This window comes from Chryseobacterium sp. UF-81 (assembly GCF_058245105.1).
Genome location: NZ_JBSIBX010000001.1, coordinates 121,094 through 144,663 on the forward strand (window position 1 = coordinate 121,094; position 23,570 = coordinate 144,663).

Sequence of the window (23,570 nt, forward strand, 5' to 3'; positions counted from 1 at the left end):
ATCATCTGATGTGATCTGTATTAATTGATGAATACAACCACGTTATTTCCTAAATAGTTCCATGTTGCCGTAATACCGCTTACTGTCGAGCCGTTAAATGCTCCGTGATGACTGTCAACATAGCCGCAGTCTCTTCCAAGATGGATCATTTCACCATTTGAAAAATTAAGACGTAGCGATTGCCATGAAGTAGGAGTGGCGATCACAGGTGGAACATTAACTCCCGCCGATACATTATAGGTCTGACCGGGAATTCCTATTGCGTCTGAAATTACTGCCCATTGATTGATAGCAGGGGTTACCAGATGGCTGGTATTATATTGTGAGTAAACCACTGTGGATGCCGGAGCCAATGATGTAGCAGAATTGCCTTCTACGATGGGCTGGCAATCTATAGGATAACTGTTGTCATTGGTGCCTATCAGGTTGTAGCTTACACTATGGGCAGAGAAATTATAAATAGTCATACTGCCTGTCTGGGCATATGCGAAAGTTCCAATTAATAGTAAAAGGAATAATGAAATATTTTTCATATTGATTTTGATAATTTAAGCTTAAGATTATAAAGAAGAATTCGTGTAATTGTCCTGGAAAATTTCCATTGCCCATAATATGATTTTGGTCTTATCACCATGGGTGGTTTTTTCAATTTGTTCATCCTTTATTCCTGTAGATTTTATAAGGGATTTTGCAGCAGGAAGCAGGATATCCTTTCTTTTCTCACTTAATTGCGGAAACTGATATTCAGAGCTCTGTTTTTCTTCACTCAGGGGAAGATCTTTAGACGTATTCACGGTTGTGATGGCACGTTTGAAATTCTGGACAGCTTCTGTTTTCTGAGTTTCCTGAGCCACTGTTGGAATGCTTTCATTGTTGCATGATGCTAAAAAAAAGGAACATGCAATAGCAAACAAGAATGTTTTTTTCATAGTAATTAATATTGTTTTAGTGGCATAAATATATAAAAAATTAATTATATTTCAATTTTTAGTGATAAAATTACTATTATTTTTAATTATTGGTTGATTTTGATATTCTGTGCTTGTTACAATGAGTAAATTGAGTATGATGATTTTTAATGAAAGCTTTCAAAAAAAAACGCATCGGAGAGATGCGTTTATATATGGGTAAGTATTAACTGTATGAAAGTATTCAGCTAAAGGATTTTCTGAATTCCAACGGAGATAGATTGGTTTTACTTTTAAATAATTTGCTGAAGGATTGAGGGTGTTCAAAACCTAATTCATAAGCAATTTCACTGATCGACAGCTGGGTGGTGGATAATTTTTCCTTTGCCTTTCCGATCAGTTTTTCGTGGATATGCTGTTGGGTATTCTGGCCGGTAAGAACTTTTAACAAACCGGTTAAATAGCCTGGAGATACATTCAGTTCACCTGCAATATGCTGCACACTCGGAAGTCCTTTGGTAATGAGATCTTCACTGCTGAAGTAATCAGCAAGCAGTGCCTCCAAAGAATCAAGGATTTTGTGGCTGGAAATTTTGCGGGTAATAAATTGACGCTGATAGAAACGTTCCGAATAGTTCAGCAGCGTTTCGATCTGTGAAATAATAATATTCTGACTGAATGTATCAATGTTAGAATGGTATTCCTGATGGATATTCTGAACAATATTGCTGATGACATTTTCCTCTTTTTCCGATAAAAATAAAGCTTCATTCACCGAATAATCAAAGTATTCATAATTTTGTATCGTCTTTGCCAAAGGAGTATGCCAAAGAAAATCGGGATGAATGAGCAGGATCCATCCCGTATGTTCTGCAATTGAATCCGGATCTCTTTTAATGCTGAAAACCTGCCCCGGAGCCATAAAGAACATGAATCCTTCATCAAAATCATATTGCTGCTGACCATATTTTATCTTTGTGAGAGACGTCCGCTTAACAGAAATAGAGTAGAAGTCAAGGATCCAGCTCAGCTCAGTTTCGTTTGCAACATCCTTAATGGTACTGTAATCTACAACACTGATGAGGGGATGCTCAGGTTTTGCCAAGCCCCGGAACTGGTGAAATTCACTGATCGTTTTGATTCTGATAGGCTGTTTCATATCACAAAATTAATTATTATTGATGATAAGCTGCAGCAAATTCTTTTGCAAATTCCTTCAGCTTTACTTTTCCTAAAACTGGCTTGTGCAGATAATAATCTTCATATATAGCGCCATTTCCTCTTGCTGCATTCATTTCCACAAAACCTTTGGCCGTTTTCGGATTCATTCCTGCATTCACCATACCACTCAGGAGCTCTTCATCAGAAACAGTCAGCCACTTAAGATCATTTTTTCCAATAGCTTCACCCAACGTCCGGGCAATTTCGTTGGGCGAAATTTCTTCGCTTGCCACATAGCAGATTTCTCTTCCGTTGAATGGTTTTTCAATCTCTTCCACAATAGTACTGGCAATATCCAGTGGCGACACCCACGGCTCTTTTTGATCTCCACCATAATTTTGAATGATTAAACCCTGTGATTTGATTGTCGGAATGAATGAAAACATATTGTAGTAAAATCCTACCGGACGCATAAATTTTATAGAAACATCATCCGGAAGTTCATTCAGTATTTTTTCTACATTATAATGAGACGCCAGAATACCGTTTCCTTCGCTCATATGTGCGCCAATACTGCTTAAGTGGACAATGTTCTTTACTCCTGATCTTTCAAAAGCATCTTTGTAGTTTCTGGCAATCTGAATATTGGCTTCTGTAAAATCAACAGTATGATCAAAGAATACCCCTGCATTCAGGGCTTCCATAGCATACACAACATCTGCACCTTTAAAAGTTTCTGCTAAAAAATCTACATCTTCCATAGACCCGATGGCTGCTTTTGCCCCTAGAGCCTCAATTTCCAGTTGCCTTTCACTGTTCCTGCTGATAACAGTTACAGAATGTCCTCTGCCCATTAATTCTTTTGTCAGCGGTTTGCTGATATTTCCTAATGAGCCTGTTACGATAATTTTCATTTTGATTTTTTTTCTTGAAGCAAAATTCAGTAATTGTTAAAAGATATTTGTATCCAAATCTGCTTTTCACGTAGCCAATCTGGGCAGTAATAATTCTAAAATAAAAAAGAACGGTAAAAACCGCTCTCCTTTTATCTAACAATAATTTTTCTCTAAAAATAAACGCATCCGCATCCGGTTTCCCAAGGCTGACATAAACGTTGTGGCTCATTGCACCCGCCGCCAGGGTTTCCGCCACCATCAGATCTGTAGCAAGTTCCATCACTGCAATAATAAGATCCGCTGGTAGGAGGGCAGTTACCGTCCATATCGCATAGCGCATAGGCCGTGTCGCCTCCGCTGATAATTCCCAACTGTTTTCTTGTCAATTTCTTTAGATTTTTCATAGCAGTTAATATTTTAGTTTGTTGATTACTAAGATATAAAATTTTAATACACGTAGATGTGATTTAAATGTATTATTTAAATTTTAAATTAAAAAAGAAATGGGATGGATAATAACAAAAATGCGGAAAAAGGTTCTTCCTTTTCCCGCAATGAATAACCGGTACTTTAAAATTACGCGTTCATCATGCTAAAGGCCCCTTCGGAACCTGCAAAGAAGTTGCTGTACAGAACTTCAGTGCTCCCTACGCGGATTTCGTAGGTATCATTGATAAGAGCATTTACAAAGCTTTCTGCTACCTCAGAAGCTGGGATGCCATTTTCCCTGCCTCCGATCTCCGCTGAAAAATCTGTATTAACAAGTGGTGGCATCAATTCAAAAACTTTAACAGAAGTGTCTTTTGCCAGCTCATGCCTTAATATTTTGGTGTAAGAATGGAGAGCTGCTTTAGAATCAGAATAGGTAGGAAGATGGGAACCCGGAGCAAATGCTACAATAGAAGAAACGTTCACTACTGCTGCATTTTGCTGCTGTTTCAGTAAAGGAAGTAATTTTTCAGTCAGACGGATAGGCGCAAAATAATTAGTCTCAAATTCAGCGACTGCCTTGCTGTAAGTGTCGGATGTTTCAGAAATTGTATAAACATAGGCGTGTCCTGCATTGTTAATCAGAATGTTCAACTCTCCGAAATTGACTTTAATTTCTTCAATCAGACGGTTTACATCCTGTTCATTGGTAATATCGGCCTGAATAGTAAAGACATTTTCCAGTCCTTTGGCTGCTGTATCCAGTTTTTCTTTATTTCTTCCTGCAATAATAATTTTGTTCGTTGTGTTCAGTGCTTTTGCAATTTCTAATCCGATTCCCGATCCTCCGCCGGTAATTAGAATCGTGTTGTTGGTAATGTTCATGACATGTTGGTATTAAATTAATATATTTTAAATTGTACTAATTGGTACATAATTGGTTAAAAAATTTTAGCTGAGTATTTTAAGATTCATTTCAATAATTTTTCTAAGAATTTCCGGTGAGCTTTCCATTCTTCTTGTAACATGGATCCCGTTCCACAAATTGCTCAGGTGCCACCCGATCATTTCGGGATCTTCAGTGCTGGAAATTTGTCCATTTTCCTGTGCTGTTCTAATGATTTCTACAAACAGGGCCTGTAGTTTTTTCAGCAATTGGACTGTTATTGTTTTTATTTCCTGATCTTTTTCAGAAAGCTGCACCAGGGCATTTCCTAAATAACAGCCCCGTTCTTTATCAAAATCAGGAGCGTCGGCAAGATTCAGAAAAAACTTCCTGATGAACTGTATTTTATCATCAGAGGCAGCAATAGTGGTTGAAAGCTTTTGATAAAAATATTCTGAAAACTGAGTGATCGACCGGATATAGAGTTCCCGCTTTCCACCTTTAAAAGCCAGGTAAAAACTGCCTTTTCCGATGCCCATGGCACAGAGCAGTTCGTCTGCAGAAGCTGTATCATAGCCTTTACTTCTGAAAACTTCAGTTGCTTTTGCAACAGCTTCCTGCTCATCAAATATTTTAGGTCTTCCTGCCATCGGTGATTATTTTCAGGACAAAGGTATATAAATGTACCGTCCGGTACAAAATAAAATTTTCAATATGATTTATAGTTTCTGTCAATTATAAGAGGCAATGAACAGAGTAGAAATGCTTCTATAGATCTAAAGTCATAAAAACAGCTGTTTCCTCCGGATTTTCATACAGTCTTGTATTGATGCCCGTAATGCTGAAACCCATTCTTCTGTAGAACTGTATGGCCGGATAATTGGTATTTTGCGTTTCAAGTTCAATAATTCTGCAGTTCAAATGTCTGGCTTCCCGGACAGCATTTTTGATCAGCTGTGCTCCGGCTCCGCTTCTTCTGAATTCTTCACTGATCAGAATATTCTCAATATAAAAACTGTTGTTCCATATTTTGTGCTCGCAGATGATCCAGCCGATCAATTCATTACCTTCAAAAGCTCCGAAAGAATATCCTTTTTCAATGATCTCATTAAGTTCTTCAAGGTCATCCGAAAAGGTTTCCCAAACCTTAGAGTAGGGCATAGATTTTTCTTTTAAGACAAATTCAAAAGAGCCGCCATATTCAACGAAGGAAATGGAAAGGATTTTGTCTGTAGTATATCCGTTAAGTCCCCAGCGTGGTAGAGGATTTTCAGTCAGTTTTTCTAATTTTTTTATTTCCATGGAAATGTGGAATGTGATTGTTTTATTGAATTTCTATACAGATTTCTACTAAATAATGATCAGGATCTTTAACATAAGCTACCTTTTGCCCCCAGGGTTTTACTGCAATATCTTCATAAAGAACCGCTCCGTTTTTTACTGCTTTTTCTACCAGTTTTTCTACATCATCCGTTGTGAAACCCAACTCAATTCCGAAAGGTTTTTCTTCAGATTTAGAAGACAAGAACCCCCGTTTAATATTGGAGCTGGCCAGACTTATGGATGCAAAAGAAAGACTGGTTTCTCCGGTAAGAAGCTCTCCGTAATCTTTTTCAGGTGTGATGAATTTAATTGGTATATCAAATGTCTGGTGATAAAAATTCATAGATTTTTCCACATCTTCCACATATAAAATGACATATTTGAATTTGATCATAGTAATAGTTTATTTTTTATTTAAAATATATTCTTCGTCAGTAATCAGTTCCACAAAAGGGCCATTCCGCGGATAATATTCCATTCCTCCGAAAAGACCGAAGTGAAGCGGATACTTCTGATCCAGATGACGCACTTTTCTGCCAAAAGCATTAATGTTGACATTTTGAACGGCATTTTCCAACTGCCTTCCGTTGGTAAAGAAAAGCATAATATTAGAACGTTGCCCGAAATCATGATCATAATAGTAAAACACATGCAGATTTTCTTCAGTACATATCATGATCAGATCATTAATCAGATCTTTTTTGTTTACTGCCGGCAGATTACAATCGATCCGGACAGAAAGATTTTCAGCATTGTTTTTCTTAAAATCGGAACCGGTAATTTGCATAAATCTATGCTCTATGGTCTCGAAATTTTTCTTTTCCGGGTTGAGTCTTCTGCTTGATTTCACTTCAAAAGGCAGATCAGACAGAACTGCATTGTGATGAACCAAAAGCTGCTCTATTTCCGAAACAAACTGGAAATGTTCATCAAAAAGAGTATAGTCACCTATTGAGATTAATAATTGGTTCTCATTGATCTTAATATCCAGATAGATGCTTTTAAAAAGGAAATGCAATTCCTCCAGTTTTTTGATGAAACTTTCCGGATGGTCTACCAAAACCCGGGCTTCTAGCTCAGCCGGATTATCAGCATGACCTCCAAAGCCTTTGAAAAATCTGAAAAACTGGAAACTGTATATATTTTCCGGGAATTTAAAATACCAATATACTCCTAAAATCATTTCTGCATTTATTGGTTAATGGACGGTTCTCAAATTTAAAGAAAATTTCACACTCCAAAACTTTCAAAACCCGTAAATTTGTGGTCAACAAAAATTTACTAGATGCTTAGGAAAATTTCAATTGCGGCAGCGGCTTTATTGTCCGTGATTACAATCAATGCTCAGAAGAACAAAAACTCTCAATTAGAAAGACCCAAATTAGTCGTAGGATTAGTGGTAGACCAGATGAGGTGGGATTATCTGTACCGTTTTTACAGTAAATACGGAAGCGACGGTTTCAAAAGACTCCTGAATACCGGATACTCTTTAAATAATGTTCATATCAACTACGTACCTACTGTTACAGCTCTGGGACATACCAGTATCTATACAGGTTCTGTACCTGCGATCCATGGTATTGCCGGAAATGACTGGACGGATAAAGAAACGGGGAAAAATGTTTACTGTACAGCAGATGAAAGCGTTCAGCCGGTAGGAACAACCAATGCAAAAATAGGAAGCCATTCTCCAAAAAACCTTTGGTCTACTACGGTAACGGATGAATTGAGACTGGCTACCAATTTCCAGGGAAAAGTGATCGGGGTTTCATTAAAAGACCGTGCGTCCATCCTTCCTGCTGGCCATACTCCGAATGGGGCTTTCTGGTTTGATGACAGTACAGGAAACTTCATTACGAGCACATGGTATATGAATGATCTGCCTCAGTGGGTGAAATCTTTCAATTCGCAGAACCTGCCTGAAAAATTAGTGGCGAACGGCTGGAATACTTTGCTCCCGATTAATCAGTACACAGAAAGTTCTCCTGACAATTCTTCTTGGGAAGGACTGTTGGGAAGTGCAAAAACACCTGTTTTCCCTTACAGTAATTTAGCACAGGATTATCAGGCAAAAAAAGATAATATCCGCTATACGCCTTTCGGAAATACATTAACGCTGAAACTGGCGGAAGCTTCTGTGGAAGGTGAAAAATTAGGGAGTGATCAGATCACGGACTTTTTAGCGATCAACCTGGCTTCTACAGATTATGCAGGCCATAAATTTGGCCCGAATTCTATCGAAGTGGAAGATGTTTATTTAAGACTTGACCAGGACCTGGCTCAGTTTTTCAGCTACCTGGATTCAAAAGTAGGAAAAGGGGAATATACTGTTTTCCTTTCTGCTGACCACGGTGGAGCACATTCCGTAGGATTCCTGAAAGAGCATAAAATTACAACAGGATTCTTTGGCGAAGGAATGGAAAAAGATATTAATCAGAAGCTGAAGGATAAATTCGGAGTTGATAAGCTGATTAATGCAGTAGACAATTATCAGGTTTATTTTGACAGAAAGCTGATGCAGGATAATAAAATTGAACTGGATGACCTGAGAGACTTTACGATAAAAGAGCTTCAGAAAGATCCTACTGTTTTATATGCAGTTTCTGTGGATGAAGTTCAGGAAGCAACTATTCCGGAGCCTATCAAACAGAGAATTATCAACGGGATCAACAGACAGAGAAGCGGGGATATCCAGCTGATCTCTCACGATTCTATGCTTCCTCCGTATGCTAAGACAGGAACTACCCACAGTGTATGGAATTCTTATGATGCACACATTCCATTGATTTTTATGGGATGGGGAATCCAGAAAGGAGAAAGTAATAAGCCTTATAATATGACGGATATTGCACCTACCGTTTCATCATTACTGAAAATTCAGTTTCCAAGCGGAAATATAGGAAACCCAATTACAGAGGTTATTGGAAGATAAAATCACAAAAAAGCATTCTGAAAAGGATGCTTTTTTTTATTATCATTCATGGCTGATCATCTATGATCTTATCAGTCTCTGAATCTCCCTTCTTGTAGATTCTGTTTAACAGATTGAAAGCTGAAAATAAAAAAAGACTTGACCAAAAAAACTCGCAGAATTTTCTGCGAGTTTTGTTTTTATTGAATTGAATTATTCTTCTTCAGAATTATTTTCATCCTCTTCGTCCTCATACTGTTCCAGGTAATAAGTGAAGTTGAAATCTTCTGTTTCATCTTCTGCATCTTCAAGAGTTGTCAGAAGATCCTCAAAGATCTCAAGCTGGTCTACCGTCATATTCACAAATTCAATGTGAAGTGGTAGCTCCAATCCTCCGGTAATGATATCGGAAAGAGCATCAAGATTGTCTCCAAAATGTTCGGGAAGACTAACTTTTTCCTTTAATTGGGTATAAAAATCTTCATAGTCGCCTATGTCTGTAAAATCGATATATATTGTCTTCATATTCTTTTTTTCTTTATTAATTTAATATTGGTCATTGCGAGGAGCATAGCGACGAAGCAATCTCAAAAAGTATCCATGATATTTTCGTTGTCATCTGCTAAATCTCTCCACTCAGGATTTATTAAATCTATTTTTTTCTGTCTTGAGCCCGCCTTGATCTGTTTTTCCCGGAAAATAGCATCTCCGATTTCTTGGAAAGATTCTCAGTAGACTAGGACATATAGTTTGTATCTTGACGTGAAACTTTGTTCGTAATAGGTGTCTTTATGCTGTTGGACGCGTTTGGGCAGGTTTGAAGTAACTCCTGTGTACAGAGTTGTGTGATTCTTATTGGTCATAATATAAATAAAGCCTGGTTTCATGGGTTTGTAAATTTATTTTTATGATTAAAGATTGCTTCGTCGCTTCACTCCTCGCAATGACCTATTCAACTACTGCTTTTCAAAACTCTTATAATGGTTTTTAGTCAGATAAACATCACCGTTTTCACTAAAGATGATCCGGTCTGCATTTCGGTTTCCACAGCTGTAATTCACATCAGCTTCAAAATATTTTTCACCCTGAGGAAGTTTCTTTTCCCGGTTCCCGAATTTATCTCCTCCAATTGCCTTGCCAGGCAATACATCACATAGATTACTTTTTGAAGCATTCCAGCCTAGCTTTCTTGCTTCATTTTTGGTGATATAATACTCTGGAAGTCTGTGATTCTGCTTTACATAATTAATAACTGTTTTTTCCTCAGTCAGCTGGTCAATAGGCTGGGAAGCGGGGTTTGTATTATTATTCTGGGAATCCGGTGATGTACTTCCGTAGCTGGCAGCTTCTATTTTTACAGACTCTGTATTTCCTTTTTTGTCTGCAATAAAATTATTGTAGATATACATTGCGGACATTCCGAAAAGAAGTCCAAGACAAATAAAAAATACCGATCTTATTTTACCGTTCATATATAAATCTTATCATTCAAACTAATCATTTCTCCATTCCTCCGGAATATCACAAACCGGGATAGGATTTATTTTATGTTTTGCTGCTTTATGCATTCGGTCAAAGATCAAAAATACCTCTTTATCGCGACCCTCATAATCATCAGCAGTTTTAGTTCCGTATTCTTTTTGAATTTCCTCCAGTTCCGGATATGTTGCCCCGATTTGATCTTCGTCGGTCCTGTCTGCATCCCAAAGTCCGTCTGTAGGAATTGCATTTTGAATACTTTCGATAAGGTTTAATCCTTTTGCCAACTTATAAATCTCTGTTTTATACAGATCAGCAATTGGAGAAACATCTACACCTCCGTCCCCGTATTTGGTATAAAATCCGATTCCGAAATCCTCCACTTTGTTTCCGGTTCCGCAGACCAAAAGCCCGTGAAGCTGCCCAAAGTAATACAATGTCAACATTCTGAAACGTGATCTGGTATTGGCAAGAGCAAGATTGTTACTCCATCTTCCTTCAATATGATCTTCAACGACATCTTCAAAAGTTTCAAAAACAGGAGTCAGATTGATGGTTTTACCCTGAACGTTTGGAAATCTTTTTTTAAGATCTTCAATATGATCCTGAGCGCGGTTTACCTGATCCTGTTTCTGACGTATAGGCATTTCGAGAAGCAAAACTTCAAGTCCGGTCATTGCACAAAGCGTGGAAACTACTCCAGAATCTACCCCCCCGGAAACACCTATTACATATCCTTTTACATTAGCTTTTACAGCATAATCCTTTAACCATGCTACAATATGATCTATTACTTTTTGAGTCTGCATTATTTATTTTTTTAGTCTATTCCAAATTCTTTAGGGTATTTTACTATACCCTTTATATTTTTTTAATCCGTCTTTATCGGTTCCACAACCATTCATTCACTCCGGGAATTTCAAACGGAAAATAAAATTCCAAAATTACTGTTTTTTCGTAACCAAACTATGGTAAATTTTTTTCACGTCTTAGCTCATACCAGTTACAGATTCCGTCAGGTTCTGCGAATTCACCGGTTTTTTCAAAGCCTAATTTCTTTAAAATATGATTGGATCCTTCATTTCCTGAATGAGCATGGGCATAGATTATCTCAGCCTTCATACTGTTAAAACCAAGCTCCAGGGATGCTTTTTCGGCTTCCAATGCATAACCTTTTCCCCAGAATTCAGGTAAATAACGATAACCAAGATCGAGGACATTTTTATAGCCATTGATCTCTTCGGTCAGTAATTTCAGTCCGCTCCAGCCAATCAGCAGTCCGGTTCCCTTTTCAATGACAGCAAGCCTTCCTGTGCCGTTTTCATCATATTGTTTCTGGATCATTCTGATAACATTTAATGATTCTTCCAGTTTTGTGAGTACCGGAACACCAATGTATTTCATCACTTCCGGGTTAGAATCCAGCAGAAACATCCGTTCAGTATCCGTTTCTTCAAATTTTCTTAAAATCAGTCTTTCTGTTTCTAGTTTCATGATAGTTGTTATTGTTCAGCTCCGAAAATAATTACGTCCGTTTTCATTCCCTTCTTAATATCTGATTCTTTTATTGTATTTCCACCCACATTGAGAGTTTGAAGTCCTGGATTCCCGGAAATATCGAGCTTCTGGATCTTATTATGTTCGACGTTTAACTTTCTTAAATTTTTTAGCGTGGTGATATCAATTGTCCTTAATTGATTTAAAGATAATGTTAATTGGTCAATTCTTGGAGTTTCCTTAAGCGAAATATTCTCCAGAAGATTATTATCAAGATACAGTGAAGCTAAGCTTTTAAGACCTTCTGCCCTGAAAGAAGAAATCTTGCATCCGGTGCAGGAAAACAGCTCGAGATGGGGCAGGCCTGTAATAGAGATATTCGGAATCCTATTATCATCAAGCACGATCATTTTAGCATTGCTGAAAAATCTTGCGTCATCAGCCGATGTAATGTTCTTCTGGACCAGAAATAAATTAGTAACAAGATCTGCTTCCAGCTGTTCCAGTGAACCGTTTTTATTAAGGTCAAAATTTTCAAGGACAGCTTTTTCAAAGTTCGGATCCTTAAAATTGAGTTTTTGAGCACAGAAAAGAGAAAATCCTGAAATAATAAGGCCTGAAGTTGCAAATATTTTAATTTTCATCATCGATTGTGTTTTTAATCCTTATTTTTGTGTACTTAAATTTCATGTAAAAATAATGAAGATTTTTAGAATTATTGCCCTTTCTTCCATTTTAGTTCTTGCGTTGGATTCCTGTAAAAAAGAACCTGAAAACCAGTGGAAAGTAGAAGTAAAAGAACCCGCTGAAAAAGTTGAGATGACGGATATTTCCAGAGAATTCTATAATCAGGAAATTCCTTTGGATCAATTCAAGGCTAAGTTCCCCTGGTTCCAGGGAACGGTTTCCGATGCGGATTTTGGAAAAAGAAGATCGGATGCAGAAGAAATCAAGATTTATAAGGAAGCGGCTGGCAAAATAGACCAGGCAAAACTTCAGAAGGAACTTCAGGATCTGTTCTCTCATATCAAATACTATTTTCCACAGTTTAAAAGTCCTAAGGTTTACCTTTTTTCATCGGCACTCCAGATGGTTCAGGATCCTATTTTTTATGACTCAAAAGGAAATCTTCTTTTTATAGATATCACAGGATTTATGGGTGACGGCAATGCCAATTACAAAGGACTTGAACTGTACTTTCAGAAATCGATGAACCCGCAAAATATTGTTCCGAAAGTTTCACAGATCTTTGCGGAGAATATCGTGACAGAATCTCCGGATCACCAGAAATTTATTGATAAAGTTATTCTGAACGGAAAAATCATGATGCTTCAGGATGCTTTCCTTCCGGATACACCGGATTATCTGAAAATGAACTATACCCAAAAACAATATGACTGGGCTGTAGCCAATGAAGCCAATATCTGGAATTATTTTGTAGAAAGTAACCTGATTTTCGGAGATGATCCAAGGCTGGTGGAGCGTTTCATTTCTCCGGGACCATTCTCAAAATTTTATACGGAAATTGATAATGAATCTTCGCCGCAGATTGGAATTTTTACCGGATGGCAGATCTGTAAAGCCTATTTCAGGCAAAAACCGGAAACCAAGCTTGTAGATTTTTTAAAGCTTGATGCTACCAACATCTTTAATGAAGCGGTCTATAAACCTAAAACACCATAACATTCAAAATAAAAAAAAGCCTTCAAAGTGATTTGGAGGCTTTTTTTAGGGAATTTTAAAAAAAGCATACTACTTTGTATTGCATATTACTATTTAATTTGTATTTTTGCTTTCAGCGAAATACACTTATATGGGAAATATAATCCAGATCCAAAATTTAAACTTTGAATTTTCCAGGAACAAACCTGTTCTTAAAAATATTAATCTTTCAGTTCCAAAAGGAAGTATTTTCGGATTTCTTGGCGCAAACGGAGCAGGTAAGTCTACCACGATGAAAATGCTGATTGGAAGTATTCCTGATGAATCCGGTGCTGTTAAAATATTTGATAAAACCTTATCCGAACTTTATCCTGAAGGGTTTCACAAGATTGGAAGTCTGATAGATACCGCCGCTTTCTATGACCATCTTTCAGGATGGGAAAACCTTCTTATTATTTCCAGACTCAGAAATCTGCCGGAATCCGAATGTGAAAGGGTGCTTCATCTCGTAGATCTTTGGGAAAGCAGGCATATGAAGATGAAAAGGTATTCTCTTGGGATGAAACAGCGACTTTCCATAGCGATGACCCTTTTGGGAAAACCTGACCTTTTAATCCTTGATGAACCTGTGAACGGTCTTGATCCAAACGGTATGCTGGAAATGCGCGAACTTTTGATCAAACTTAACAGGGAAGAAGGAGTCACCATATTTATTTCAAGCCATCTTCTTCAAGAAATTGAAAAAATGATTACTCACCTTGCGATTATTTCTCATGGAGAAATTCGTTTTACCGGAAGTATAAAAGATCTTAACGAATTGTACAGATACGATCATATCAGAATAGGACTGAAAAATGCCTCTCAATTTGCAGGCCAGATTCCGGAAAGCTATGCACCAAAAATTATTGATTCAGGTACGATCGAGATCACTGCTGAATCTAAAGAGAACATTGCAGCTCTTATTAAAAAACTAGTGCTGAATGATGCTGAGATTTTTGAAATTAAAAACAGTGCAGGTCTTGAAGACTGGTTCATGGAAATAACTAAAAACTAAAACACGGATGAAAAAATTATTCACCGCCATCAATGTAGAATGGCTGAAAACAAAAGGTCTGGGATTGTCTTATATTGCTATTGTTTTAGGAGCTTTGATTCCTTTGATAGGCTTTGTTCCAGGTTTTTTTACATCGCAGATTGCAAAGGAGGGAGATCTTCCATATTCTGTTTTTGAAGATGCCATCGGAGGAGATGTCATTAAATCCTTTACCTTTTTTATCATGCTTCTTTTCATCATCATTGCTGCCAACAGAATAGCCCAGACGGATCATAAAAATAATGGCTGGCAACTGATGGAAACGCAACCGGTGAGCAGATTTAATCTCTATTTTTCCAAATATATTATTTTGCTGCTGTTGAGTTTTATCTGTGTGATTTCTTACTTTGGTTTTAATATTGTTTTAGCGCTTGCAGATTATTACATCCATCCGGACCCTGCTAAGCTATTGACTTTCGATACTGTTTGGATGATCCAGACTTTTATAAGGATCTGTGTGACCATTTTAGGAATTGCTGCCTTGCAGCTTTGTGTTTCCGTGATATTCCAGGGGTTTATCTGGTCGTTTCTTATTGGTGCGTTGGGAATGGCTTCCAATATTACTTCCGTGGTACAGAAGCAGTCTTATTTCTTCAACCCTTACAGTTCATTATATGCTTTCTGGAAGGCTCCTGAAGTGAGAAACCTGAACCACTTTATTTCCTATTCAGAATACATGAGTCTTTTCTGGATGATTGTTTTCCTTACTTTAGGTTACTTTTGGTACAGCAGAAAAGGATTTAAAAATGCATTCCTGAAAAGTAAAAAACAGATCCTGCTTTCAGCAGTTTCGCTAATTGTGGCAGCAGGATTTCTGTATATGTTTCAAAAGCCTAAATCTTATCAAAGTGATGGATCGGGGATTGTGATTAAAGGAAAACTGGAAACCGATTTAAAAATAGATTCCGTACGGATTTATTCCAAAGATTTCCACAAAAAGATCGGTGCTGTAATGGTTAAAAACAATACGTTCAGCTGGGTGACCACACAGAAACTTCCATTGGATGAATATATACTGGAAGTCGGAAACAAAAAACTGGATATCGTCATGGGAAGCGGAGACTGGTTTGATTTTGAAATTAAACTTAACGGTGCCAATATGGTATCTTATGTAAAATCTAACCGGAAAGCAGATCAGGTATATAAAAATACGGAAAATTCTTTCGGCTATGAATTTGAGTATGCGCTTGAAAAACAGAATTATAATAACGATCCGAAGAAATTTTACGAGTTGGCTGAATCTGACTGGAAAGAGAATAAAAGGGTTTTAAATGTTTTTGCAGATCCCGAAAATAGTGCACTTTCAGAGGATTACAAAATGTACAGAAGACAGCTGATGACCATTGAATATCTGAACGAGATCAATAATTACAGAAAAATGACCTCGTGGAACGATCCGAAATTTGCTGCTCCGGCACCTTTTATGAAGGAACTTAATGAAAACATTCAGAAACCCGGGGTTCTCTTAAGTAAAAATGATAATTACCTTCAGTACAAATTAGATCAGTTGCTTTCAGATAAAGATCAGATATCAAATCCGGACAGTATCTTATTCGTAAAGATCAATCAGATGCCTAAAGGAATTTTTAAAGATCAGCTGATGGCAAAACATCTTGCAAAAACCATTGAACTGCAGACGGACAGTCTGGCAAGGAATCAGCTTTTTGCAGCTGAAATTGGAAAAATAAACAATATGGATTATAAGGGCATGCTGTATTCGAAGATCGAGCAAATCAATAGGTCTCAGAAAGGCTCTGTGTTCCCGGATCTTGTTCTTCTGAATGATCAGGATAAAAAGAATCAGCTTTCAAAATATAAAGGAAAATATGTGGTGATCGATTTCTGGGCGACCTGGTGCGGGCCTTGTAAACAGATTCGTCCTGTATTTGAGACCAGAAGCCATCAGTACAGATATTATGACAATATCCAGTTTATTTCTATAAGTTTGGATCAGGATAAATCCAAATGGCAGAATTATCTGAAAACAAAAACATCCGGTGTTCCCCAATTCTGGCTGACGAATGCAGAACAGTTTATGAGCAAATACAAGATACAGTCTATTCCAAGATTTATCATTGTAGATCCGGAAGGAAAGATTTTTAATTTTAATACACCATTTCCTGATGAAGATAACTTCGTAGAAATTTTAGATAAGCTGAAGAAGTATTAACTTTGCGGAAAAATTTTAGATTGATATGAGAAAAACTCAGATTACAATAGATGTAGAATTGGATGAGAACCACATTCCTGAAAGTATAACATGGAACGCCCAGGACGGTGGTGTGGAAAAAGAAGAAACCAAAGCAACGATGATCTCTGTTTGGGATGATAAAACAATGGAAGCTTTAAGAATCGATCTTTGGACAAAAGAAATGCCGGTAGACCAGATGAAGATGTTTATTCACCAGATTTTGGTATCTTTAGGGAGTACCTACCAGAGAGCTACCGGAGAAGAGGATGTAGCACAGTGGCTTGAGCAGATTGCAGATGAATTTGCTGTAAAATCTGCCATCAGAATGTAAACCAACACTCCGCACCAATCACAAAATTATATGAAAAAAACACTTTTACTCATCAGTACAGCGGTATTGTTGGCCGCGTGCGATAAGAAAACCGAAGTAAAGGAAACAAAAATTCCTGACTCTGCTGTACAGGCAGAAAAGCTGCCTGATTCCGGGATCAATGAAGTTTCAGAAACCGAGAAGCTTTCAGAAAATACAGCATTGGATATCGCCTTATTCAAAGAAAAGGAAATTCCTGCCAAAATGTTAAAGGGAAGCCTTCATCCACATGATATGGAAGGCGAATCTGTCATGGAGCTTGTTCCCAGCATGCATGATTTCATTAAAGGAAACGGCTCGGATATTGCTTATATAGATGATTCCCTGAAAAAAATAATTCTCAAAATCAACGGGAAATTTGAAGAACTTAAAGAAACAGGTAAAGATAAATACGAAAACAGCGAATACCTGGTTTCTTTCACAACCACTGTTCCCGATAAAGTTCCGGAAGAAATAGACGTTCTGGCTTATGCTTTTAACGGAAAGCTGGAAGTAAAAAGAAAATCTGACAACGTTTCAAAGAGCCTTGATTTTTTCATGGGAGGCTTATAAAATAAAAATATTATGAATTTTAATACAAAAGTAATTCACGGAGGGCAGCACCACGAGTCTGCAACAGGTTCTGTAAATGTTCCTGTATTTTTAACGTCTACATTTGCACAGAAAAGCCCGGGAGTACATTCCGGATATGAATATTCAAGAGCTGCCAACCCTACAAGACAGGCATTGGAAGACTCTCTGGCAAGCATTGAGAACGGAGCAAGAGGTCTTGCTTTCGGTTCCGGACTTGCTGCCATCGACTGTGTTTTGAAATTACTGAATCCCGGTGATGAGGTAGTAGCAGTAGATGACCTTTATGGAGGAACTTACAGAATGTTCACCAGACTTTTTGAAAAATATCAGTTGAAATTTACATTCGTGAATTTTGATGATGTTTCTAAAATTGCTGATGTTATTACAGACAAAACCAAGCTGATCTGGGTAGAAACGCCTACAAATCCTCTGATGAAGCTGGTAGACATTAAAGCGGTAGTTGAAATTGCAAAAGGGAAAGATATTCTGGTTGCTGTAGACAATACTTTTGCAACCCCATATATCCAGAGACCTATTGATCTGGGAGCAGATATCGTCATGCACTCGGCTACAAAATATTTGGGTGGACATTCAGATGTTATCGCCGGAGCACTGATTGCAAAAGATGCTGAACTGGGTGAAAAACTTCACTTTATTCAGTTTGCGAGCGGTGGTATCTTAGGCCCTCACGATTCTTACCTGGTGTTAAGAGGAATCAAAACTTTAGCATTAAGAATGCAGCGTCATTCAGACAACGGACTTGCTGTAGCGAAATACCTTGAAAATCATCCTGCAGTAGATAAAGTTATTTATCCGGGATTGGAATCTCACCCTCAATATGAACTTGCCAAATCCCAGATGAAAGAAGCAGGGGGAATGGTTTCCTTCACATTCAAATCCGGTAAAAAAGAAGATGCTGTAAAATTCCTTGAGAAAGTAAGAGTTTTCACTTTGGCAGAATCGTTAGGAGGGGTAGAATCTTTAGCGAATCACCCGGCATTGATGACGCACGCTTCCATTCCTGCAGATAAACGTGAAGAATTAGGAATCACAGACGATTTAGTCCGTTTGAGCGTTGGTATTGAAGATGCAGAAGATCTTATTGCAGATCTTGAGAAAGCTTTTTCTTAACCCTTTAAAATAAATATAATGAGAAAGATTCATTTTTTCCTGATCCTAAGTTTTTTCGGCCAGATGGTCTATTCACAGGTGAAAACTACTGACGAGTTGTATAAGACAGCTAAAAAGCTGGACAGTCTGGTATTTGATATAGGATTTAATAAATGTGATCTTTCTCATTATAAATCTATAGTCAGCAATGATCTGGAATTTTACCATGATAAAGGAGGAATCACTTCCGGAGAAAAGGCTTTTACTGCTTCCATTAAAAATAATATCTGTGGTGGTCCCAATAAAGTAAAGCGGGATCTTGTACCCAACACTATGAAAGTATATCCTTTATACAACAATAATGTTCTGTACGCTTTCATAGAAGAAGGGGAACATGAATTTTTCGAATTTTCCAACGGAAAATGGAACCAGGGGAGCCGGGCTAAATTTACCATTTTGTGGATCCTGGAAGATAAGCAGTGGAAGATGAAAAGGGTATTAAGCTATGATCATCATTTATAACCCATATGAAAAATACCAGAAAAGCTACTTTTGAAGATGTAACTCAATTGGCAGAATTATTTGACCAATACAGAATTTTTTATCATAAAGAATCAGATATTCCTGCTGCTGAAAATTTTCTCAGAACAAGAATAGAGAACAAAGATTCTGAAATTTTTGTGGCGGAAGAAAATGGCAACCTGACAGGGTTTGTTCAGCTGTATCCCATATTTTCATCCACAAGAATGCAGCGGTACTGGCTGTTGAATGATCTTTATGTCAATGACAATCACAGAGGAAAAGGCTATTCTAAAGAACTGATTGAAGAAGCTAAAGAACTGTGCAGATTATCAAATGCCTGCGGGGTCCTTTTGGAAACAGGAAAAAGCAACGATGTCGGAAACCGGTTATACCCAGCCTGTGGCTTTGAGCTGTATGATTCTGTGAATTTTTATGAATGGACGAACGGGGAAATAGAGCAAAAGTAAATTGTCAATAGTCAATTTGTGAATTTCACTCTACGCATTATTCATCAATTATAATTATCACTTATCATTAATAATTTATCACTCAAAAAAAGTATGTCTGATTTTCAAAAATACGTACAAAGATATCTGGACCGGATTCCTTCTGAGGACTGGATCGGAGAATTAAAAATATCAGGAGAGAAAACGGTAAAACTGTATTCGGATCTTACGGAAGAACAGTCTCTTTTTGCTTATGCAGAAGGAAAATGGAGCCTGAAAGAACTCCTGCTTCATTTATCAGATACCGAAAGGATATTCCAATACAGGATTCTGGCTTTTGCCAGAGGGGATAAAGCCGAACTGCCTGGCTTTGATGAAGAAGAATATGCTGCCAATTCTTTTGCGGATAAAAGATCCTTAGAATCTTTACTGGAAGAATATAAGCTTATCAGAAAATCTTCTCAAATCCTGCTGGAAACTCTTGAACCGTCTGTTTTAAATAATGTAGGTACAGCTAATGGAAATCAGCTTGCTGTAGAAACCATCGGGAAACTTATCGTAGGACACAATTATCACCATTTGAGCATCATTGAGGAGAGATATTTGCCGGAATTGAAATAGGTTTTAGGTTTATAGAATCAACAATCAGGAATAAAGAGATAAGATCTATGAGCCATGATAAATCGAGAATGATATTTAAATCAATAGGAACGGGCTTTAGCCCGTTTTTTTGGAGCATAATCAGTCAAATATGGCTTTAACCAAAACACAGATTAAAAAATATTATTTTTGGTTAAAACAACACAAATGTCATTTATTAAAATTTATATTCATCTTGTTTTTTCCACAAAAAACAGATTTCCACATCTGGATACATTTGATTTAAGAGTTAAGGTCTGGAAACATATCAAGGAAAATGCTTCTCAAAAAGGAATTTATTTAGATATGGTTAACGGCTATTCAGATCATTGCCATTGTCTGATTTCACTGGGATCGGGTCAGAATATGGAAAAAATAGTACAATTGTTAAAGGGAGAATCTTCTTTTTGGATTAATAAAAATCAACTTACTCGGGAAAAATTTTCATGGCAGGATGAATATTTTGCCGTTTCTGTTTCGGAGTCAAAGGTTGAGGCTGTGAGAGAATATATTAAGAATCAGGAGAAACATCATCAGAGAAAAAGTTTTAGAGAAGAATATCAGGAATTTCTTGAAAGGAATAATTTCTTATAGGTTTTGGCTAAAGCCAAATGTTATGGAACCTTATTTTAAACGGGCTAAAGCCCGTTCCTATTAAATTTTTATATACATTTTCTGTCAAAAGCTTACATTACTTTTAAGATATCAATATATTCAATAGAAATGGGCTTTAGCCCATTCAACAAAAGAAAACCTATTATTCAGGCTTTAGCCCAATTTAAAACATTCATCTAAACAAAAACATTTATCCCATATTTTTTGGCTGAACCTTCCTGTTTTTTTACCTTTATACACGGGTTTTATGCCCTGATGAATTATGGAAAACATTATCGAAATTTTAAAATCCGGCGGAACCATTCTTTATCCTACAGACACCATCTGGGGAATCGGGTGTGATGCCACCAATATAGAAGCTGTCAATAAAATATTTGACATCAAAAAAAGAGAGAAAAACAAATCTATGATTATTCTGGTGGAATCTGAAAAGAGACTTCAGGACCTCGTGGATGTTCCGGAAATGGCATGGGAAATCATTGATCTTAGCGAAAAACCGGTAACTATTGTTTATGAAAACCCCCGTGGACTTCCAAAGGAACTCCTTGCTGAAGACGGAAGTATAGGAATCAGACTGATAAAAACAGATTTCTGTAAAAAACTGATCACTAAACTGAACCGGCCTTTAGTTTCTACTTCTGCCAATTTCAGTGGCGATAAAAGTCCAATGAAATTTTCCGATATTTCTCCGGAAATTATTAAACTGGTAGATTATGCGGTAGAGGAAGACAGGGAAAAAGTATCAAAATATTCAGGCTCTTCGGTAATAAAAATATGGAGTGACAACAGGATTAAGGTTCTTCGTGAATAATATCCTGCAATAATTCTTTCAATTTAAAATCTTGTCAATATATATCGGCAGGATTTCTTTTTTTTAATTTCTATCTTTGCATTCTTCAACTGATAAAAGACCTGCCATGAACCACCAAAAATTTGCTGAAGAATGGATCCATACCTGGAATTCGCATGATCTTGAAGATATATTGTCTCATTATGCCGAGGATATAGAGGTGACAACACCAATGATTGCCTTGGCTACAGGAGGAAAAGATAATACATTGAGAGGAAAAGAAGCAGTCCGTGAATACTGGAGAAAAGCACTGGACAAATTTCCCGATCTGAATTTTGAACTGATAAGGTCAACTGCAGGTGTAAATTCGGTAGCATTGTTTTATAAATCTATTATGGATAAACATGCTGTGGAAGTCATGTTTTTTGATGATGAAGGAAAAATTAATAAAATGTATGCCCATTATGATTAATGGAAAAGATACATTGAAAGAAAAAGACGATCTATTTATTAAAGATGAAAATTAATCTTACCCAAAATAAAAATTTAAAGCTGTTCAAGATCATTGCTGATGCTGCGGAAAAAAATAACCAGTCCGTATACATTGTTGGCGGTTATGTCCGTGATCTTTTAATGAAGAGAACAGCATCTACAGATATTGATTTTGTGACAGAGCAAAGCGGTATTGAGCTTGCACAGACCGTTGCGAATGATATTGATCCTAAATTAAAAGTTTCGGTCTTCAAAACTTACGGAACAGCCATGATTAAATACAAAGATCTTGAGCTGGAATTTGTAGGAGCCAGAAAAGAAAGTTATACAGAGAACAGCAGAAAACCAGAGGTAGAAGGCGGAACGCTGGAAGACGACCAGAAAAGAAGAGATTTCACCATTAATGCGATGGCGATTTCTTTAAATAAAGCTAATTTCGGAGAACTGATAGATCCTTTCAACGGAGTTGCCGATCTGGAGAAAGGAACTTTAAGAACCCCTTTGGAGCCGGCGCAAACCTATTCTGATGATCCGTTAAGAATGATGAGAGCTGTTCGTTTTGCCTCAACATTAAATTTTGTCATTGAAGAAAAATCACTAAACGCTATAAAGCAGGAAGCAGAAAGGATCAAAATCGTTTCTATGGAAAGAATCATGGTTGAACTCAACAAGATCATGATGTCCAGAAAACCCTCTGTAGGATTGGGATTAATGGAAGAGACGGGACTTTTAAAACTGATCATTCCTGAGCTGATCGAGCTGAAAGGAGTAGAAGAAGTGGAAGGGCAGACCCATAAAGATAATTTCTATCACACGCTGGAGGTAGTAGACAATATTTCAGAAAATACAGATAATCTTTGGTTACGCTGGTCTGCATTGCTGCATGATGTCGGTAAAGCGCCAACCAAAAAGTTTGTGGAAGGAACAGGCTGGACTTTTCATGGCCATGAGTTTTTAGGCTCAAAAATGGTCAAGACCCTTTTTCACAGATTGAAACTGCCGTTGGGAAATGATATGAAATATGTCCAGAAAATGGTGAAGCTTTCATCACGTCCTATTGCCCTTATTACAGATGATGCTTCGGACTCTGCATTGAGAAGACTTTTATTTGATGCCGGCGAAGACCTGGAAGATCTGTTTACCCTGTGTAAAGCAGATATTACCACCAAAAATTCCAAAAAGCAGGACAGATTCAAGAAAAACTTCGAATATGTAGCAGTGAAGATCAAAGAAGTGGAGGAGAAAGATCAGGTACGTAATTTCCAGCCGCCAATCACAGGAGAAGAGATTATGCAGATGTTTGATCTGAAACCCGGAAAAGAGATCGGAATCCTTAAAGAAAAAGTAAAAGAAGCCATCCTGGAAGGTGAGATTCCCAATGATAAGGAAGAAGCTGAAAAATTTGTTATTGCAGAAGCTGAGAAGTTAGGCTTAAAGTATAATTAAAATTTAAATTTTAAAAAAAAGGTTTCGGCGGGACTTTGTCCCGCCGAAACCTTTTTAATCAGGTGAAAACAAAATCAGGCCGCTTCGGAGAAGCGGCCTGAAAAAAAACACAAATGATGAAAAAAAATAAA

General features: G+C 37.3%; 30 protein-coding genes. 14 read left to right on the plus strand and 16 right to left on the minus strand.

All coding sequences use genetic code 11. The annotated features are described in order from the left end of the window. Positions 1 to 20: 20 nt before the first annotated feature. The 10 genes from AC4IFE_RS00595 to AC4IFE_RS00640 form a co-directional block, all read right to left on the minus strand. Positions 21 to 533, minus strand: coding sequence for a hypothetical protein (locus tag AC4IFE_RS00595; RefSeq protein WP_490754053.1), 513 nt, complete (start codon positions 531 to 533; stop codon positions 21 to 23). A 27-nt stretch (positions 534 to 560) separates the two neighbouring features. After that, positions 561 to 929, minus strand: a complete 369-nt coding sequence (locus AC4IFE_RS00600) for a hypothetical protein (RefSeq protein ID WP_490754055.1) — start codon at positions 927 to 929, stop codon at positions 561 to 563. A 223-nt stretch (positions 930 to 1,152) separates the two neighbouring features. After that, positions 1,153 to 2,067, minus strand: a complete 915-nt coding sequence (locus tag AC4IFE_RS00605) for a helix-turn-helix domain-containing protein (RefSeq protein WP_490754056.1) — start codon at positions 2,065 to 2,067, stop codon at positions 1,153 to 1,155. Positions 2,068 to 2,083: 16 nt separating this feature from the next. Next, positions 2,084 to 2,983, minus strand: coding sequence for an NmrA family NAD(P)-binding protein (locus AC4IFE_RS00610; RefSeq protein ID WP_490754058.1), 900 nt, complete (start codon positions 2,981 to 2,983; stop codon positions 2,084 to 2,086). Between the two features lie 152 nt (positions 2,984 to 3,135). Continuing rightward, on the minus strand, positions 3,136 to 3,369 hold the full coding sequence (locus tag AC4IFE_RS00615; RefSeq protein ID WP_490754060.1) for a bacteriocin-like protein: 234 nt from the start codon (positions 3,367 to 3,369) through the stop codon (positions 3,136 to 3,138). A 172-nt stretch (positions 3,370 to 3,541) separates the two neighbouring features. After that, positions 3,542 to 4,279 (minus strand): SDR family oxidoreductase, encoded by a 738-nt coding sequence (locus tag AC4IFE_RS00620; protein WP_490754062.1) that lies wholly within the window; start codon positions 4,277 to 4,279, stop codon positions 3,542 to 3,544. A 66-nt stretch (positions 4,280 to 4,345) separates the two neighbouring features. Beyond that, the gene (locus tag AC4IFE_RS00625; protein ID WP_490754064.1) at positions 4,346 to 4,930 is read right to left on the minus strand and encodes a TetR/AcrR family transcriptional regulator; all 585 of its coding nucleotides are present in this window, start codon (positions 4,928 to 4,930) and stop codon (positions 4,346 to 4,348) included. Positions 4,931 to 5,048: 118 nt separating this feature from the next. After that, positions 5,049 to 5,582 carry a GNAT family N-acetyltransferase gene (locus AC4IFE_RS00630; RefSeq protein WP_490754065.1) on the minus strand — a complete coding sequence of 178 codons (534 nt, stop codon included), beginning with the start codon at positions 5,580 to 5,582 and terminating at the stop codon, positions 5,049 to 5,051. Between the two features lie 22 nt (positions 5,583 to 5,604). Then, complete coding sequence (locus AC4IFE_RS00635; protein ID WP_490754067.1) at positions 5,605 to 5,997, minus strand: VOC family protein; 393 nt, start codon at positions 5,995 to 5,997, stop codon at positions 5,605 to 5,607. Positions 5,998 to 6,006: 9 nt separating this feature from the next. After that, the gene (locus tag AC4IFE_RS00640; protein WP_490754068.1) at positions 6,007 to 6,786 is read right to left on the minus strand and encodes a hypothetical protein; all 780 of its coding nucleotides are present in this window, start codon (positions 6,784 to 6,786) and stop codon (positions 6,007 to 6,009) included. Positions 6,787 to 6,888: 102 nt separating this feature from the next. On the opposite strand from AC4IFE_RS00640, the gene pafA reads away from it, so the two are divergent. Next, complete coding sequence (gene pafA, locus AC4IFE_RS00645; protein WP_490754069.1) at positions 6,889 to 8,535, plus strand: alkaline phosphatase PafA; 1,647 nt, start codon at positions 6,889 to 6,891, stop codon at positions 8,533 to 8,535. 192 nt (positions 8,536 to 8,727) lie between these two features. On the opposite strand, the gene AC4IFE_RS00650 is transcribed toward pafA, so the two are convergent. The 6 genes from AC4IFE_RS00650 to AC4IFE_RS00675 form a co-directional block, all read right to left on the minus strand. Then, positions 8,728 to 9,039, minus strand: coding sequence for a barstar family protein (locus AC4IFE_RS00650; RefSeq protein WP_490754071.1), 312 nt, complete (start codon positions 9,037 to 9,039; stop codon positions 8,728 to 8,730). A 203-nt stretch (positions 9,040 to 9,242) separates the two neighbouring features. After that, positions 9,243 to 9,401 carry a GIY-YIG nuclease family protein gene (locus AC4IFE_RS00655; protein WP_490754072.1) on the minus strand — a complete coding sequence of 53 codons (159 nt, stop codon included), beginning with the start codon at positions 9,399 to 9,401 and terminating at the stop codon, positions 9,243 to 9,245. A 69-nt stretch (positions 9,402 to 9,470) separates the two neighbouring features. Beyond that, positions 9,471 to 9,986 carry a ribonuclease domain-containing protein gene (locus AC4IFE_RS00660; RefSeq protein ID WP_490754074.1) on the minus strand — a complete coding sequence of 172 codons (516 nt, stop codon included), beginning with the start codon at positions 9,984 to 9,986 and terminating at the stop codon, positions 9,471 to 9,473. Between the two features lie 21 nt (positions 9,987 to 10,007). Beyond that, positions 10,008 to 10,802, minus strand: a complete 795-nt coding sequence (gene nadE, locus AC4IFE_RS00665) for an NAD(+) synthase (RefSeq protein ID WP_490754076.1) — start codon at positions 10,800 to 10,802, stop codon at positions 10,008 to 10,010. A gap of 157 nt (positions 10,803 to 10,959) precedes the next feature. Next, entirely contained in the window at positions 10,960 to 11,487 is a 528-nt protein-coding gene (locus tag AC4IFE_RS00670) for a GNAT family N-acetyltransferase (RefSeq protein WP_490754078.1), read from the minus strand. Between the two features lie 8 nt (positions 11,488 to 11,495). Next, on the minus strand, positions 11,496 to 12,137 hold the full coding sequence (locus AC4IFE_RS00675; protein ID WP_490754079.1) for a leucine-rich repeat domain-containing protein: 642 nt from the start codon (positions 12,135 to 12,137) through the stop codon (positions 11,496 to 11,498). 52 nt (positions 12,138 to 12,189) lie between these two features. Between AC4IFE_RS00675 and gldB the strand changes: the two genes are divergently transcribed. The 13 genes from gldB to AC4IFE_RS00740 all read left to right on the plus strand — a co-directional run bounded on the left by gldB (position 12,190) and on the right by AC4IFE_RS00740 (position 23,439). Then, the gene (gene gldB / locus AC4IFE_RS00680; RefSeq protein WP_490754080.1) at positions 12,190 to 13,173 is read left to right on the plus strand and encodes a gliding motility lipoprotein GldB; all 984 of its coding nucleotides are present in this window, start codon (positions 12,190 to 12,192) and stop codon (positions 13,171 to 13,173) included. Between the two features lie 130 nt (positions 13,174 to 13,303). Next, positions 13,304 to 14,206, plus strand: a complete 903-nt coding sequence (locus AC4IFE_RS00685; protein WP_490754082.1) for an ABC transporter ATP-binding protein — start codon at positions 13,304 to 13,306, stop codon at positions 14,204 to 14,206. Positions 14,207 to 14,213: 7 nt separating this feature from the next. Continuing rightward, positions 14,214 to 16,415, plus strand: a complete 2,202-nt coding sequence (locus AC4IFE_RS00690; protein WP_490754083.1) for a thioredoxin-like domain-containing protein — start codon at positions 14,214 to 14,216, stop codon at positions 16,413 to 16,415. A gap of 25 nt (positions 16,416 to 16,440) precedes the next feature. Further along, complete coding sequence (gene gldC, locus AC4IFE_RS00695) at positions 16,441 to 16,767, plus strand: gliding motility protein GldC (RefSeq protein ID WP_490754084.1); 327 nt, start codon at positions 16,441 to 16,443, stop codon at positions 16,765 to 16,767. 30 nt (positions 16,768 to 16,797) lie between these two features. Next, complete coding sequence (locus tag AC4IFE_RS00700; protein ID WP_490754085.1) at positions 16,798 to 17,358, plus strand: hypothetical protein; 561 nt, start codon at positions 16,798 to 16,800, stop codon at positions 17,356 to 17,358. A 12-nt stretch (positions 17,359 to 17,370) separates the two neighbouring features. Then, a complete protein-coding gene (locus AC4IFE_RS00705; RefSeq protein ID WP_490754086.1) occupies positions 17,371 to 18,510 on the plus strand; it encodes a cystathionine gamma-synthase in 1,140 nt (379 codons plus the stop codon). Positions 18,511 to 18,528: 18 nt separating this feature from the next. After that, entirely contained in the window at positions 18,529 to 19,011 is a 483-nt protein-coding gene (locus tag AC4IFE_RS00710) for a nuclear transport factor 2 family protein (protein WP_490754088.1), read from the plus strand. A gap of 5 nt (positions 19,012 to 19,016) precedes the next feature. Then, complete coding sequence (locus tag AC4IFE_RS00715) at positions 19,017 to 19,478, plus strand: GNAT family N-acetyltransferase (protein WP_490754090.1); 462 nt, start codon at positions 19,017 to 19,019, stop codon at positions 19,476 to 19,478. 93 nt (positions 19,479 to 19,571) lie between these two features. Beyond that, entirely contained in the window at positions 19,572 to 20,078 is a 507-nt protein-coding gene (locus AC4IFE_RS00720) for a DinB family protein (RefSeq protein WP_490754092.1), read from the plus strand. A 186-nt stretch (positions 20,079 to 20,264) separates the two neighbouring features. Further along, entirely contained in the window at positions 20,265 to 20,690 is a 426-nt protein-coding gene (gene tnpA / locus AC4IFE_RS00725) for an IS200/IS605 family transposase (protein WP_490754094.1), read from the plus strand. Positions 20,691 to 20,973: 283 nt separating this feature from the next. Next, positions 20,974 to 21,522 (plus strand): L-threonylcarbamoyladenylate synthase, encoded by a 549-nt coding sequence (locus tag AC4IFE_RS00730; RefSeq protein WP_490754095.1) that lies wholly within the window; start codon positions 20,974 to 20,976, stop codon positions 21,520 to 21,522. Positions 21,523 to 21,628: 106 nt separating this feature from the next. Next, positions 21,629 to 21,973 (plus strand): nuclear transport factor 2 family protein, encoded by a 345-nt coding sequence (locus tag AC4IFE_RS00735; RefSeq protein ID WP_490754097.1) that lies wholly within the window; start codon positions 21,629 to 21,631, stop codon positions 21,971 to 21,973. 44 nt (positions 21,974 to 22,017) lie between these two features. Then, the gene (locus AC4IFE_RS00740) at positions 22,018 to 23,439 is read left to right on the plus strand and encodes a CCA tRNA nucleotidyltransferase (protein ID WP_490754098.1); all 1,422 of its coding nucleotides are present in this window, start codon (positions 22,018 to 22,020) and stop codon (positions 23,437 to 23,439) included. The last annotated feature ends 131 nt before the right edge of the window (positions 23,440 to 23,570 follow it).